This is a genomic window from Streptomyces sp. NPDC017940, assembly GCF_044328435.1.
In the GTDB taxonomy this organism is placed as follows: Bacteria; Actinomycetota; Actinomycetes; order Streptomycetales; family Streptomycetaceae; genus Streptomyces.
In genome coordinates this window covers 873,108-887,578 of sequence record NZ_JBIRHJ010000003.1, presented here as the reverse complement: position 1 = coordinate 887,578, position 14,471 = coordinate 873,108, and the positions used below count along the sequence as shown (strand labels likewise).

Annotated in this window: 13 protein-coding genes; 12 read left to right on the top strand and 1 reads right to left on the bottom strand. The window is 69.7% G+C overall.

Annotation, left to right across the window (positions count from 1 at the left end):
- Positions 1 to 87: 87 nt before the first annotated feature.
- Positions 88 to 1,371 (top strand): geranylgeranyl reductase family protein, encoded by a 1,284-nt coding sequence (locus ACH4DX_RS14010; RefSeq protein WP_398155179.1) that lies wholly within the window; start codon positions 88 to 90, stop codon positions 1,369 to 1,371.
- Positions 1,372 to 1,632: 261 nt separating this feature from the next.
- On the opposite strand, the gene ACH4DX_RS14005 is transcribed toward ACH4DX_RS14010, so the two are convergent.
- Entirely contained in the window at positions 1,633 to 2,496 is an 864-nt protein-coding gene (locus ACH4DX_RS14005; protein ID WP_398155178.1) for a C40 family peptidase, read from the bottom strand.
- Between the two features lie 840 nt (positions 2,497 to 3,336).
- Here ACH4DX_RS14005 and ACH4DX_RS14000 point away from each other — a divergent pair.
- The 11 genes from ACH4DX_RS14000 to nuoK are packed head-to-tail and all read left to right on the top strand — an operon-like array spanning position 3,337 to position 14,460.
- Positions 3,337 to 3,696 carry an NADH-quinone oxidoreductase subunit A gene (locus ACH4DX_RS14000; protein ID WP_003992243.1) on the top strand — a complete coding sequence of 120 codons (360 nt, stop codon included), beginning with the start codon at positions 3,337 to 3,339 and terminating at the stop codon, positions 3,694 to 3,696.
- Positions 3,697 to 3,727: 31 nt separating this feature from the next.
- A complete protein-coding gene (locus ACH4DX_RS13995) occupies positions 3,728 to 4,282 on the top strand; it encodes an NADH-quinone oxidoreductase subunit B family protein (RefSeq protein WP_006133126.1) in 555 nt (184 codons plus the stop codon).
- Positions 4,279 to 5,031 (top strand): NADH-quinone oxidoreductase subunit C, encoded by a 753-nt coding sequence (locus ACH4DX_RS13990; RefSeq protein ID WP_398122186.1) that lies wholly within the window; start codon positions 4,279 to 4,281, stop codon positions 5,029 to 5,031. Before ACH4DX_RS13995 ends, ACH4DX_RS13990 begins: the two co-directional genes overlap by 4 nt.
- Positions 5,031 to 6,365, top strand: coding sequence for an NADH-quinone oxidoreductase subunit D (locus ACH4DX_RS13985; protein ID WP_398122185.1), 1,335 nt, complete (start codon positions 5,031 to 5,033; stop codon positions 6,363 to 6,365). The genes ACH4DX_RS13990 and ACH4DX_RS13985 overlap by 1 nt, the downstream gene beginning before the upstream one ends.
- Positions 6,362 to 7,219, top strand: a complete 858-nt coding sequence (gene nuoE, locus ACH4DX_RS13980) for an NADH-quinone oxidoreductase subunit NuoE (RefSeq protein ID WP_398122184.1) — start codon at positions 6,362 to 6,364, stop codon at positions 7,217 to 7,219. The genes ACH4DX_RS13985 and nuoE overlap by 4 nt, the downstream gene beginning before the upstream one ends.
- Positions 7,219 to 8,607, top strand: a complete 1,389-nt coding sequence (nuoF, locus tag ACH4DX_RS13975) for an NADH-quinone oxidoreductase subunit NuoF (protein WP_398122183.1) — start codon at positions 7,219 to 7,221, stop codon at positions 8,605 to 8,607. Before nuoE ends, nuoF begins: the two co-directional genes overlap by 1 nt.
- Positions 8,604 to 11,117: an NADH-quinone oxidoreductase subunit G gene (locus ACH4DX_RS13970; protein ID WP_398155177.1), complete on the top strand. Its 2,514-nt coding sequence runs from the start codon at positions 8,604 to 8,606 to the stop codon at positions 11,115 to 11,117. The genes nuoF and ACH4DX_RS13970 overlap by 4 nt, the downstream gene beginning before the upstream one ends.
- Positions 11,117 to 12,505 (top strand): NADH-quinone oxidoreductase subunit NuoH, encoded by a 1,389-nt coding sequence (nuoH, locus tag ACH4DX_RS13965; protein ID WP_398122181.1) that lies wholly within the window; start codon positions 11,117 to 11,119, stop codon positions 12,503 to 12,505. Before ACH4DX_RS13970 ends, nuoH begins: the two co-directional genes overlap by 1 nt.
- The gene (gene nuoI, locus ACH4DX_RS13960; protein WP_398155176.1) at positions 12,498 to 13,274 is read left to right on the top strand and encodes an NADH-quinone oxidoreductase subunit NuoI; all 777 of its coding nucleotides are present in this window, start codon (positions 12,498 to 12,500) and stop codon (positions 13,272 to 13,274) included. Before nuoH ends, nuoI begins: the two co-directional genes overlap by 8 nt.
- Complete coding sequence (locus ACH4DX_RS13955) at positions 13,271 to 14,164, top strand: NADH-quinone oxidoreductase subunit J (RefSeq protein ID WP_398122179.1); 894 nt, start codon at positions 13,271 to 13,273, stop codon at positions 14,162 to 14,164. Before nuoI ends, ACH4DX_RS13955 begins: the two co-directional genes overlap by 4 nt.
- Positions 14,161 to 14,460 carry an NADH-quinone oxidoreductase subunit NuoK gene (nuoK, locus tag ACH4DX_RS13950; RefSeq protein ID WP_398122178.1) on the top strand — a complete coding sequence of 100 codons (300 nt, stop codon included), beginning with the start codon at positions 14,161 to 14,163 and terminating at the stop codon, positions 14,458 to 14,460. The genes ACH4DX_RS13955 and nuoK overlap by 4 nt, the downstream gene beginning before the upstream one ends.
- Positions 14,461 to 14,471: the final 11 nt, after the last annotated feature.

The following is a 14,471-nucleotide window of genomic DNA, read 5'->3' as shown; positions in this document are numbered from 1 at the left end:
TCGCCTGGTTGATCGGTACCGCCTCATAGACTGCCCATATCCCGTGCCCGTCGGCACACATATTTCGAGCCTTGGGGAGAACCCGCCGTGACCGAGCCCCTCTCCGAAAACACCGCTGACGTCATCGTCGTGGGGGCCGGGCCAGCCGGTTCGACCACGGCGTACTACCTGGCGAAGGCCGGACTCGACGTACTCCTCCTTGAGAAGACCGCGTTCCCACGGGAGAAGGTCTGCGGCGACGGGCTCACGCCCCGCGCCACCAAGCAGCTCGTGTCGATGGGAATCGACATCTCCGAAGAGGCGGGCTGGCTGCGGAACAAAGGCCTCCGCATCATCGGGGGCGGCGTACGGCTGCAACTGGATTGGCCGGAACTCGCCTCTTTCCCCGACTACGGACTCGTACGCAAGCGCGACGACTTCGACGAGCAGCTGGCCCGCCAGGCCCAGAAGGCGGGCGCGCGGCTGCACGAGCGCTGCAACGTGGGCGCCCCGGTCGTCGACGACCGCACCGGCCGCATCACCGGTGTGCACGCAAAGATCGGCGAGGAGAAGACGCCGGTGACCTTCCACGCGCCCCTGGTGGTGGCCGCGGACGGCAACTCCACGCGCCTCTCGCTCGCGATGGGCCTGCACCGCCGCGAGGACCGCCCGATGGGTGTCGCGGTGCGTACGTACTTCACGTCGCCGCGCCACGACGACGACTACCTGGAGTCCTGGCTCGAGCTGTGGGACCGCCGCGGCGCCGAGGACCGCCTGCTTCCCGGCTACGGCTGGATCTTCGGCATGGGTGACGGTACGTCGAACGTCGGCCTCGGCGTCCTGAACACCTCCGCCGCCTTCAAGGAGCTCGACTGGCGCGAGATCCTCAAGGCCTGGTGCGCCTCGATGCCCGAGGACTGGGGCTACACGCCCGAGAACATGACCATGCCCATCCGCGGCGCCGCCCTGCCGATGGCCTTCAACCGCCAGCCGCACTACACCCGCGGGCTGCTGCTCGTCGGCGACGCGGGCGGCCTCGTCAACCCGTTCAACGGCGAGGGCATCGCGTACGCCATGGAGTCGGGCCAGATCGCGGCCGACGTCATCGTCCAGGCACACGCCCGCGCCACGCCCGCCCAGCGCGAACTGGCCCTCCACGACTACCCGAAGACGCTCAAGGAGGTCTACGGCGGCTACTACACGCTCGGCCGCGCCTTCGTGAAGCTCATCGGCAACCCGAAGGTCATGCAGATCGCCGCGCAGCGGGGCCTCACCCACCCGATGCTGATGAAGTTCACCCTGAAGATGCTGGCGAACCTCACGGACCCGCGGGGCGGCGACGCGATGGACCGCATCATCAACGGCCTCAGCAAGGTGGCCCCGAAGGCCTGATGCGGCCCCTCGGCCTCGTGCGGGGCCGGGGGTGGACCCCGCGGCCGCTCACAGAGGCCGCACGAGGCCCGTGGGGGGCCGCGGGGCCGCCCGAGGTCCTCCGGGCCCACTGCGGGGCCCGCCGGGGCCCACGACGAAGGGCCGGAACCCCGAACGGGGTTCCGGCCCTTCCCGCGTACGTGTGGAACGTACGCGAAACCGTCAGGAGACGTCAGGACACGTCAGAAGCCCTCAGAAGACGTCCGAAGCTGTCGGTCGCTGTCAGAGGACGCGCACGGCGCCCGACGCCGGGTAGCCGGAGAGGTCCTGGATCACGACGCCCTTGCTGGGGTTCGCGGCGTCCAGGTACTGGCCGCCGCCGATGTACACGCCCACGTGGTACGCGGACCCGGCGCCACCCCAGTAGACGATGTCGCCCACCTGGAGGTTGGACAGTGAGACGGGCGTGCCCGCCGTCGACTGCGCCTGCGAGGTGCGCGGCAGGTCGACGCCCGCCTGCTTGAACGCCGCCTGCACGAGACCCGAGCAGTCCCACGAGTTGGGGCCCGTGCCGCCCATGACGTAGGCGTCGCCGACCTGCGCCTTGAGGAAGCTGATGACACCCGCGACGCTGCCGCTCGAAGGCGTCGAGACGTTCGAGGAGTCGGAGGAGTTCGAGGAGTTCGATGCGGTGGTGGCGGAGCCGCCGCCGGAGGGCGCGGACTGCGTGCTGAGCTGGGTGCGCTCGGCGTCGCGCGCGGCGCGCTTCGCCGCGGCCTCCCGCTCGGCCTCGGCCTTGGCGGCGGCCTTCTTCTTGGCCTCCGCCTTCTTCGCGGCCTCGACCTGGTCCTTGGCGGCCTGCTTGGCCGCCTTCGTGGCAGCGGCGTCCTGCTGGGCGCGCGCCTCGTAGCTGTCGGCCGCCTGCGCGGTGGCGTCCGCGGACTGGGCGATCTGCGCGGACAGGTCGGCCGTCAAAGTGGGCAGCTCGACGGTCTCGGTCACCGGCTCGGCGGCGGTCGCCGTGCCGGCGGCGCCTGCCACTGCCAGGGTGCTGAGGACGCCACCGGCAACTCCGGCGCGCAGAGCCATCTTCGACGCGCTGCGGCGGGGCTTCCGGTGGCTGGGTATGTGAGCGGTGTGGGACATGAGAACAACCGCTATCAGGGACACACGGTTCCCTTCAAGAAACGTGTGCTGCGCCACAGTCACCCCACCGGCGGCTGAATCCCGGGCGTGTCGCTTCTTATTGACGCCGTAACGGGCAATGCGGACAGTCATGATCACACCTGTGATCATGGGTTTTCCGCTTTACGTCCGAATTGCCCCTGGAATACCACCCGGTGAGGCGGTTGGCCAAGCCCGGTTGTTCGGCCGACTGTTCGGGTGTGGTGCAGGTCACTCGGGCGAACCGTCTGGATCTCGCCGAGACCTGACCGAGATCAGTCCGAGATCTTCCGGTTGTGCGGCGTGGCGGTTCGGCGGCGGACTCGTGACGGAGGCGGGGGTGACGGTGCGTCGGTGGCGGGGGCCTCGTGAATCGATGCACACGTCCACATCCGTCCACATCCCTCCCGCCAAAGTGTGAACGCGCGGCTCTATCAAGTGATCCGGTCCAGCGCCAATTTGCCTGTAGCTGCCAACTCTTGATAGTGCAACCGCGCCCCGACCAGGCCCGATGGGTCAGGATGTCACCTCTGGTGATCACTCAGGTGCTTCGCGTGTGAAGATCACCGCTCATCCGACTTCATGATCCTTCGTCAGGTGGTGGAGATCACAAAGCCGTTGTCGTACCCCGTGTCGCAGATCACAGACCGGCAGGCATAAGATGCGGGGCAGTTGGGCTTGTGACCTGCTTCACATGTAAGCGATCTTCAAGGCCTCCGGCGGCTCCACGGCTCCGGACGGCGCGGGATCGCCCAGGGGGAGGCGGGCGCGGGACCCACGCAACCGCCAGCAGTCAGCGCCGACTGAGAGGAGCGAGGAGCGGTGAACGCCTATGCGCCCATCCTCGTACTGGGAGCCCTCGGGGCAGGCTTTGCGATCTTCTCCGTGGTCATGGCCACGCTTATCGGGCCGAAGCGGTACAACCGCGCGAAGCTCGAGGCCTACGAGTGCGGTATCGAGCCGACCCCCACGCCGGCCGGCGGCGGGCGCTTCCCCATCAAGTACTACCTGACGGCGATGCTCTTCATCGTCTTCGACATCGAGATCGTCTTTCTCTACCCCTGGGCCGTCACCTTCGACGCCCTCGGGATTTTCGGGCTCGTGGAGATGCTGCTCTTCGTGCTCACCGTCTTCGTCGCCTACGCGTACGTGTGGCGGCGCGGCGGCCTGGAATGGGACTGACCCCCGGAAGGGGACAGAGGAGCCACTGAGCATGGGACTCGAAGAGAAACTGCCGAGCGGATTCCTGCTGACCACCGTCGAGCAGGCCGCCGGGTGGGTGCGCAAGTCATCCGTCTTTCCCGCCACGTTCGGACTCGCGTGCTGCGCCATCGAGATGATGACGACCGGCGCCGGACGCTACGACCTGGCGCGCTTCGGCATGGAGGTCTTCCGCGGCTCGCCGCGACAGGCCGACCTGATGATCGTCGCCGGACGGGTGAGTCAGAAGATGGCGCCCGTCCTGCGCCAGGTCTACGACCAGATGCCCAACCCCAAGTGGGTCATCTCCATGGGGGTCTGCGCATCGTCGGGCGGGATGTTCAACAACTACGCGATCGTGCAGGGCGTGGACCATGTCGTCCCGGTCGACATCTATCTGCCCGGTTGCCCGCCCCGGCCCGAGATGCTGATGGACGCGATCCTCAAGCTGCACCAGAAGATCCAGTCCTCCAAGCTCGGCGTGAACGCGGAAGAAGCGGCCCGGGAGGCGGAGGAAGCGGCCCTCAAGGCGCTCCCCACCATCGAGATGAAGGGGCTGCTGCGGTGACCGAGAAGCACCCGAACGGCGACAAGCACCCGGGCGGCGGGGGCGAGCCCCTGAACGGCACCGGCGTGCCGTCGCCGCGCGACACCTCGGGCGAGGTCATCGGCGTACGCAGGGGCATGTTCGGCGCGAACAACGGCGGCGACACCTCCGGCTACGGCGGGCTCGTCCGCACCATCACGCTGCCCGGCGCCTCCTCGCGCCCCTACGGCGGCTGGTTCGACGAGGTCGCCGACGAACTCGAAGGGGCCCTGGAGGAACAGGGACTCGTCCCCGAGAACGCCATCGAGAAGACCGTCGTCGACCGCGACGAGCTCACCTTCCACATCGCGCGCGAGCACCTCGTCCGGGTCGCCCGCACCCTGCGCGACGACCCGGCGCTGCGCTTCGAGCTGTGCACCGGCGTCAGCGGAGTGCACTTCCCCAACGACAAGGGCCGCGAGCTGCACGCCGTCTACCACCTGCGCTCGATCACCCACAACCGCCTGATCCGCCTGGAGGTCGGCGCCCCGGACGCCGACCCGCACGTCCCCTCCCTGGTCGCCGTCTACCCGACGAACGACTGGCACGAGCGCGAGACGTACGACTTCTTCGGCCTGGTCTTCGACGGCCACCCGGCGCTCACGCGGATCATGATGCCGGACGACTGGCAGGGCTTCCCGCAGCGCAAGGACTACCCCCTCGGCGGCATCCCCGTCGAGTACAAGGGCGCCCAGATCCCGGCTCCGGACCAGCGGAGGTCGTACAGCTGATGAGCACTCCTTCTGCCTCCGCCTCTGCCTCGGCACGCGAGACCACCGAAGGGACCGTCTACACGGTCACCGGCGGCGACTGGGACGAGGTCGTCCAGTCCGCGGCCAAAGCCGACGACGAGCGCATCATCGTCAACATGGGCCCCCAGCACCCCTCCACGCACGGCGTGCTCCGGCTCATCCTGGAGATCGAGGGCGAGACGGTCTCCGAGGCCCGCTGCGGCATCGGCTATCTGCACACGGGCATCGAGAAGAACCTCGAGTACCGCACCTGGACCCAGGGCACCACGTTCGTCACGCGCATGGACTACCTGACGCCGTTCTTCAACGAGACGGCGTACTGCCTCGGCGTGGAGAAGCTGCTCGGCATCGAGGACCAGATCCCCGACCGCGCCACGATCCTGCGCGTGCTCCTGATGGAGCTGAACCGGATGTCCTCGCACCTGGTGTGCATCGCCACCGGCGGCATGGAGCTCGGCGCGACGACGATCATGATCTACGGCTTCCGTGACCGTGAACTGATCCTCGACATCTACGAGCTGATCACCGGCCTGCGCATGAACCACGCGTACGTCCGGCCCGGCGGACTCGCCCAGGACCTGCCCCCGGGCGCCGTGGACCAGATCCGCGAGTTCGTGAAGAAGATGCACAAGAACCTCCCGGAGTACGACAAGCTCGCCACCGGGAACCCCATCTTCAAGGCCCGCATGCAGGACGTCGGCCACCTCGACCTGGCCGGCTGCATGGCCCTCGGCGCCACCGGCCCCGTGCTCCGCTCCGCGGGACTCCCGCACGACCTGCGCAAGGCACAGCCCTACTGCGGCTACGAGACGTACGACTTCGACGTCCCCACGGCCGACACCTGTGACTCCTACGGACGGTTCCTGATCCGCCTGGAGGAGATGCGGCAGTCGCTGCGCATCGTCGAGCAGTGCCTCGACCGCCTCGAGCCCGGTCCCGTCATGGTCGCCGACAAGAAGATCGCCTGGCCCGCCCAGCTGTCCCTCGGCCCCGACGGCCTCGGCAACTCGCTCGACCACATCAAGAAGATCATGGGCACCTCCATGGAGGCCCTGATCCACCACTTCAAGCTGGTGACGGAGGGCTTCCGGGTGCCGCCGGGCCAGGCCTACGCCGCCGTGGAGTCGCCCAAGGGCGAACTGGGCGTGCACGTCGTCTCCGATGGCGGCACCCGCCCCTACCGGGTCCACTTCCGCGATCCGTCCTTCACCAACCTTCAGGCCATGGCGGCGATGTGCGAGGGCGGCCAGGTCGCCGACGTCATCGTCGCCGTCGCGTCCATCGACCCCGTGATGGGAGGCGTCGACCGGTGACCACCAGTTCCCCCGAGGGCGTCAGCCTGGGCATGCCCCAACTGCCCCCGCAGGCCTATCCGGCCGACGTCCGCGCCCGCCTGGAGGCCGACGCGCGCGAGGTCGTCGCCCGCTACCCCGACTCCCGCTCGGCGCTCCTGCCGCTGCTGCACCTGGTGCAGTCGGAGGAGGGCCACGTGACGCGCACCGGCATGCAGTTCTGCGCGGAGGTGCTCGGCCTGACCACCGCGGAGGTGACGGCGGTCGCGACCTTCTACACCATGTACCGCCGGAAGCCCTCCGGCGACTACCAGGTCGGCGTCTGCACCAACACGCTGTGCGCCGTCATGGGCGGCGACGCCATCTTCGAGGCACTCCAGGAGCACCTGGGTGTCGGCAACGGCGGCACCACCGAGGACGGCAAGGTGACGCTGGAGCACATCGAGTGCAACGCCGCCTGCGACTTCGCTCCCGTGGTGATGGTCAACTGGGAGTTCTTCGACAACCAGACGCCCGGCAGCGCCAAGCGCCTCGTCGACGACCTACGCGCGGGAGCACCGGTCGAACCGACCCGCGGCGCCCCCCTGTGCACCTTCAAGGAGACCGCCCGGATCCTCGCGGGCTTCCCCGACGAGCGCGCGGGCGCCGTAGAGGCGAGCGGCGGCGCGGGCCCCGCCTCGCTGATCGGGCTGCGCCTCGCCAAGGGCGAGACGGCGCCCGCACGCGTGGTCCACCCGCGCGCGGGCGGACCCGAGGAGAGCCAGCCGCACGACCCGTCACCCGGTGAGCACCTCAGCTCGCACGACGCGCCGCAGCAGACCTCGGCTTCCGACCCGGCCCACCCGGCCGGTCCGTCCGCCGAGGAGGGGGAGTGATGACGTTGGCCGCCGAGATCGACAACGAGACCAGCCCGGAAAAGCTCCTCGCGCCGGTGCTCTCGGCCTTCTGGGACGACGAGAAGTCCTGGACCCTCGACACCTACCGCCGCCACGACGGCTACGAGGGGCTGCGCAAGGCCCTCGCCATGGCGCCCGACGACCTGATCGCCTATGTGAAGGACTCGGGCCTGCGCGGCCGCGGCGGCGCGGGCTTCCCGACCGGGATGAAGTGGCAGTTCATCCCCCAGGGCGACGGCAAACCGCACTATCTTGTTGTCAACGCCGACGAGTCGGAGCCAGGGACCTGCAAGGACATCCCGCTCCTCTTCGCGAACCCGCACAGCCTCATCGAGGGCATCGCGATCGCTTGTCACGCGATCAGGTCCGAACATGCCTTCATCTACCTGCGTGGTGAAGTCGTGCCTGTGCTCCGGCGGCTGCACGAGGCCGTACGTGAGGCGTACGCGGCGGGCTACCTCGGCAAGGCCGGGCACCGTCGCGAGCACGGCCTGGACACCGGACTCGATCTGGAACTCACCGTGCACGCGGGCGCGGGCGCGTACATCTGCGGTGAGGAGACCGCGCTGCTCGACTCGCTCGAGGGCCGCCGTGGTCAGCCGCGACTCCGTCCCCCCTTCCCTGCGGTCGCGGGCCTCTACGCGTGCCCCACTGTGGTGAACAACGTCGAGTCCATCGCGTCGGTTCCCGCGATCCTGAACCGGGGGAAGGACTGGTTCAAGTCGATGGGCAGCGAGAAGTCGCCCGGCTTCACGCTGTACTCGCTCAGCGGGCACGTGACCTCGCCAGGACAGTACGAGGCACCCCTCGGCATCACGCTGCGCCAACTGCTCGACCTGAGCGGCGGCATGCGGGCCGGGCACCGGCTGAAGTTCTGGACGCCGGGCGGCTCCTCCACGCCGATGTTCACCGACGAGCACCTCGACGTGCCACTCGACTACGAGGGCGTGGGCGCCGCCGGGTCGATGCTCGGCACCAAGGCGCTCCAGTGCTTCGACGAGACGACCTGCGTGGTGCGGGCCGTGACCCGCTGGACCGAGTTCTACGCCCACGAGTCCTGCGGCAAGTGCACGCCCTGCCGCGAAGGGACCTACTGGCTCGTGCAGTTGCTGCGCGACATCGAGGCGGGCAAGGGCGTCATGTCCGACCTCGACAAGCTGAACGACATCGCCGACAACATCAACGGCAAGTCCTTCTGCGCCCTCGGTGACGGCGCCGCCTCACCGATCTTCTCCTCGCTCCAGTACTTCCGCGAGGAGTACGAGCAGCACATCACCGGCAGGGGCTGCCCCTTCGACCCCGCCAAGTCCACGCTCTGGGCCGACCACAGCGGCAGGACCGACACGTACACGGAGGTGAACGCATGACAGTGTCCACCAGTAGCGCTCCCTCCGGAGGCGGGGACGCGGCGGCTGTGCCGGAGGACCTGGTCTCCCTGACGATCGACGGCATCGGGATCAGCGTCCCCAAGGGCACGCTGGTGATCCGCGCCGCCGAACTCCTCGGCATCGAGATCCCGCGCTTCTGCGACCACCCGCTCCTCGACCCCGCGGGCGCCTGCCGGCAGTGCATCGTGGAGGTCGAGGGCCAGCGCAAGCCGATGGCCTCCTGCACCATCACGTGCACGGACGGCATGGTGGTGAAGTCGCAGCTCACGTCGCCGGTCGCGGAGAAGTCGCAGCGGGGCGTGATGGAGCTGCTCCTCATCAACCACCCGTTGGACTGCCCGGTCTGCGACAAGGGCGGCGAGTGCCCGCTCCAGAACCAGGCGATGCAGGTCGGCGACTCGGACACCCGTTTCGATGGCAGGAAGCGCACGTTCGAGAAGCCGGTGCCGATCTCCACACAGGTGCTGCTCGACCGCGAGCGGTGCGTGCTGTGCGCGCGCTGCACCCGCTTCTCCAACCAGATCGCGGGCGACCCTATGATCGAGCTGCTCGAGCGCGGCGCGCTCCAGCAGGTCGGCACGGGCGACGGCGAACCCTTCGAGTCGTACTTCTCCGGCAACACCATCCAGATCTGCCCGGTGGGCGCCCTCACCTCGGCGGCGTACCGGTTCCGTTCGCGCCCCTTCGACCTGGTGTCGTCGCCCTCGGTGTGCGAGCACTGCGCGGGCGGCTGCGCCACGCGTACGGACCACAGGCGCGGCAAAGTCATGCGGCGGCTCGCGCAGAACGACCCCGAGGTCAACGAGGAGTGGATCTGCGACAAGGGGCGCTTCGGCTTCCGGTACGCGCAGAAGCCGGACCGGCTCACCACCCCGCTGGTGCGCGACGCCGACTCCGGTGAGCTGGTCCCTGCCTCCTGGCCCGAGGCCCTGGAGGCGGCGGCCAAGGGGCTCGGTGCCGCGCGCGGGCGCGCCGGTGTGCTGACCGGCGGGCGCCTCACCCTGGAGGACGCCTACGCGTACAGCAAGTACGCGCGCGTGGCGCTCGACACCAACGACATCGACTTCCGCGCGCGCGTGCACTCCAGCGAGGAGGCCGACTTCCTCGCGGCACGCGTCGCGGGACGCGGCCGTGACCTCGACGGCCACGGCGTCACGTACGCCGCCGTCGAGCGGGCCCCCGCCGTGCTGCTCGCCGGTGTCGAGGCGGAGGAGGAGGCCCCCGGCGTCTTCCTGCGCCTGCGCAAGGCCTGGCGCAAGCACGGCCAGCGCACCTACGCCCTCGCGCCGTACGCGACCCGCGGCCTGGAGAAGGCCGGCGGCACGCTGCTCGCCGCCGCTCCCGGCACCGAGACGGAGTGGCTGGACGCGCTCGCGGCCAACGTCGGCCTGGGGGACGAGGGCGCCGGGGCCGCCGAGGCGCTGCGCTCCGAGGGCGCCGTGATCGTCGTCGGTGAGCGGCTCGCGGCCGTCCCCGGCGCGCTGACGGCCGTCGTGCGGACGGCTACCGCGACCGGGGCCCGGCTCGTGTGGATCCCGCGCCGAGCGGGTGAACGCGCGGCGATCGAGGCCGGAGCGATGCCGTCGCTGCTGCCCGGCGGCCGGCCCGCGACCGACCCGCGCGCGCGGGAGCAGGTCGCCACCGCCTGGTCGGTGGCCGAACTCCCGCACCGCTACGGCCGCGACACCGGACAGATCATCGAGGCCGCCGCGACCGGCGAACTGAGCGCCCTGCTCGTCGCGGGAGTGGAGGTCGCCGACCTGCCCGACCCGGCACGCGCGCGTGCCGCGCTCGACGAGGTCGGCTTCCTGGTCTCCCTGGAGCTGCGGCCGAGCGAGGTGACGGAACGCGCCGACGTGGTGCTCCCGGTGGCCGCCGTCGCCGAGAAGCCGGGCACCTTCCTCAACTGGGAAGGCCGGGCCCGGCTCTTCGACGCGGCGCTCAAGCCGGACCAGATGACCCGCAGGCTCGCCCCGAGCGACGCCCGCGTCCTGCACATGCTGGCCGACGCGGGCGACGTCCACCTCGGCCTGCCCGACCTCCTGACGATCCGGCGGGAGCTGGACCGCCTCGGCGGCTGGGACGGACCGCACGCGACGGAGCCCCTGGAGACGCCGGTGCACCCGCCGCGGCCCGCCGCAGGTGAGGCCGTCCTCGCGGGCCACCGGCTGCTGCTCGACCAGGGCCGCCTCCAGGAGGGCGACGACGCGCTCGCCGGGACCCGGCACCCGGCGGTGGCCCGGCTGTCCGCGGCCACCGCGGCCGAGGCGGGCGTCAAGGACGGCGACCTGCTCGCCGTCACCGGCCTCACGGGCGCAACCACGCTGCCGCTGCTCGTCACCCCGATGCCCGACCGCGTGGTCTGGCTCCCCCTGAACTCGTCCGGGGGAGGCGTCACGTCGGACACCGGCGCCCGCCCCGGCGACCTCGTCCGCATCGGCCCGGCCGTCCTGCCGGGCCCCGCCGGGGCCACGGAGGTGACGTCGTGATGCTTCAGGCAGTGCACACCGCGCAGACCGCGGTTCCCCTGGCGGCCGAAGACCTGTCGATGTTCGGCAGGGACCCCTGGTGGCTCGTCGTCGTCAAGGCCGTCTTCTGCTTCGCGTTCCTGATGATCACCGTGCTGTTCTCCATCGTGTGGGAGCGCAAGGTCGTCGCCTGGATGCAGTTGCGCATCGGCCCCAACCGGCACGGCCCCTGGGGCATGCTCCAGTCCCTCGCGGACGGCATCAAGCTGATGCTCAAGGAGGACCTGATCGTCAAGCGCGCGGACAAGGTCGTCTACGTCCTCGCGCCGATCGTCGCCGCCATCCCGGCGTTCATGGCGATCGCGGTGATCCCCTTCGGGCCCGCGGGCAACGAAGTGTCGATCTTCGGACACCGCACCACGATGCAGCTCACCGACCTGCCGATCGCGATGCTCTACATCCTCGCGGTCGCCTCCGTCGGCATCTACGGCATCGTCCTCGCGGGCTGGAGCTCCGGTTCGACGTACCCGCTGCTCGGCGGACTGCGCTCGTGCGCGCAGATGATCTCGTACGAGATCGCCATGGGCGCCGCGTTCGCCTCGGTGTTCCTGTACTCCGGATCGATGTCGACGTCGCGGATCGTCGAGGCGCAGGAGGGCCGCTGGTACGTCCTGCTGCTTCCGGTGTCGTTCCTGATCTACGTCGTGACGATGATCGGGGAGACCAACCGGGCGCCGTTCGACATGCCGGAGTCCGAGGGCGACCTCGTGGGCGGCTTCAACACCGAGTACTCCTCGATCAAGTTCGCGATGTTCATGCTCGCCGAGTACGTCAACATGGTGACCGTCTCGGCCGTCTCCGTGACGCTGTTCCTCGGCGGCTGGCGGGCCCCGTGGCCGGTGAGCACCTTCTGGGAGGGCGCGAACCACGGATGGTGGCCGATGGCCTGGTTCACCCTCAAGGTGCAGCTGCTCCTGTTCTTCTTCATCTGGCTGCGCGGCACCCTGCCGCGCGTCCGCTACGACCAGCTGATGAAGCTCGGCTGGAAGGTCCTCATTCCCGTTTCCTTGGTCTGGCTGATGCTCGTCGCCACCGTCCGGGCACTGCGCAACGAGGATTACGACTTCAGCGAGATCGCGCTCTACGTGGGCGGCGGCGTACTCGCCCTGCTGCTGCTCTCCGTGCTCGTGGACGTCTTCCGCGACAAACGCGAGAAGGACGCGGCCGCGGCCGCCCCGCCCGCGGAAGCCGGTGCCTTCGACCCGATGGCCGGCGGCTTCCCGGTGCCGCCGCTGCCCGGACAGACCCTGCCGCCCGTGCCGCGTCGACGTCCGCGCCAGGAGCGGGAGTTGATTGTCAGTGGTGGGCCCGATACTCAAAGTGACGGAAAGGAGGCGTCCGATGGCTGAGCAGCCGAACATGCCGGACCGGCCGAAGCACGCACAGCTGCCCGAGCAACAGCAGGCGGTCGACCCGCAGCAGTCGAACCAGTCGGATCAGGGGTTCCAGAACCCCGTCGCGGGCTTCGGCGTGACCTTCAAGGCCATGTTCAAGAAGCGGCTGACCGAGCAGTATCCGGAGCAGCAGAAGACCACGGCTCCCCGCTTCCACGGCCGGCACCAGCTCAACCGCCATCCGGACGGCCTGGAGAAGTGCGTCGGCTGCGAGCTGTGCGCCTGGGCCTGTCCCGCGGACGCCATCTATGTGGAGGGCGCGGACAACACCGAGGAGGAGCGCTACTCCCCGGGCGAGCGGTACGGCCGCGTCTATCAGATCAACTACGCCCGCTGCATCTTCTGCGGACTGTGCATCGAGGCGTGCCCCACGCGCGCGTTGACGATGACGAACGAGTTCGAGCTCGCCGACAGCAGCCGGGCGAACCTCATCTACACCAAGGAACAGCTGCTCGCCGGCCTCGAAGAAGGCATGGTCGAATCGCCGCACGCGATCTACCCGGGCATGGACGAGGGCGACTACTACCGAGGCCTCGTCACCGAGGCCGCCCCCGGCACGACCCCGCAGCCCGCCCTCTCCCGCGGCGAGAAGCCCGCCTCCGAAGTGACCGTCCCCGAGGGCGTCGGCCCCGAGCCGACCGCCGCCGCGCAGGCCGGGCCCGCGAGGGCGGCCTCGGGGAGCGCGGGCGAGGGGCCCGCACGGGACCGGGGGGTGGACGCATGACCGCCCTCGCGGCCTACACCACCTCCACGGGCGAGGCCTTCCAGTTCTGGGTGCTCGGCACGGTCGCCGTGATCGGCGCGCTGTGCACGATCCTGATGCGGAAGGCGGTGCACAGCGCGCTCTGCCTGGCCGGGACCATGATCATCCTCGCGGTGTTCTACCTGGCCAACGGCGCCTACTTCCTCGGCGTCGTGCAGATCGTGGTCTACACCGGCGCGATCATGATGCTGTTCCTCTTCGTGGTCATGCTCGTCGGCGTCACCGCCGCCGACTCGCTGAAGGAGACCATCAAGGGCCAGCGCTGGCTGGCCGCGGTGTGCGGCTTCGGCTTCGCCCTGCTGCTGTTCGCGGGCATCGGCAACGCCTCCCTGAACGACTTCGAAGGCCTGGCCAAGGCCAACGAGGGCGGCAACGTGGAGGGCCTCGCGACCCTCATCTTCACGAAGTACGTCTTCGCCTTCGAGATCACCGGCGCGCTGCTCATCACGGCGACGGTCGGCGCGATGGTCCTCACCCACCGCGAGCGCACGGAGCGCGCCAAGACCCAGCGCGAACTGGCCGAGGAGCGCGTGCGCGAGGGCAAGCACCTGCCGCCGCTGCCCGCCCCGGGCGTGTACGCCCGGCACAACGCGGTGGACATCGCGGGCCTGCTCCCCGACGGCACGCCGTCGGAGCTCACGGTCAGCAGGACGCTGCGCGAGCGCGGCCAGATCCGCGACGTGTCCACCGAGGCGCTGAACGACCTGCGGGCCCTGGAGCAGCGCGCCACGGACCGCCTGGAGCGTCCGGACCTGCGGCGTACGGACCCCGGCAGGAACGGCGACGGCGGCTCCGGGACCGAACACGCCGCCGCCACCGCGGGCGAGCAGACCGAGGAGGCGTCGAAGTGAATCCGGTCAACTACCTGTACCTGGCGGCTCTGCTGTTCGCCATAGGCGCCAGTGGCGTACTGATCAGGCGGAACGCGATCGTCGTCTTCATGTGCGTCGAGCTGATGCTGAACGCCTGCAACTTGGCGTTCGTCGCGTTCTCCCGGCTGCACGGCAATCTGGACGGCCAGATCATCGCCTTCTTCACGATGGTCGTCGCCGCCGCCGAAGTCGTCGTCGGGCTCGCGATCATCGTGTCGCTGTTCCGCTCCCGTCACTCGGCCTCGGTCGACGACGCCAGCCTGATGAAGCTGTAAGGGGTCGTTAG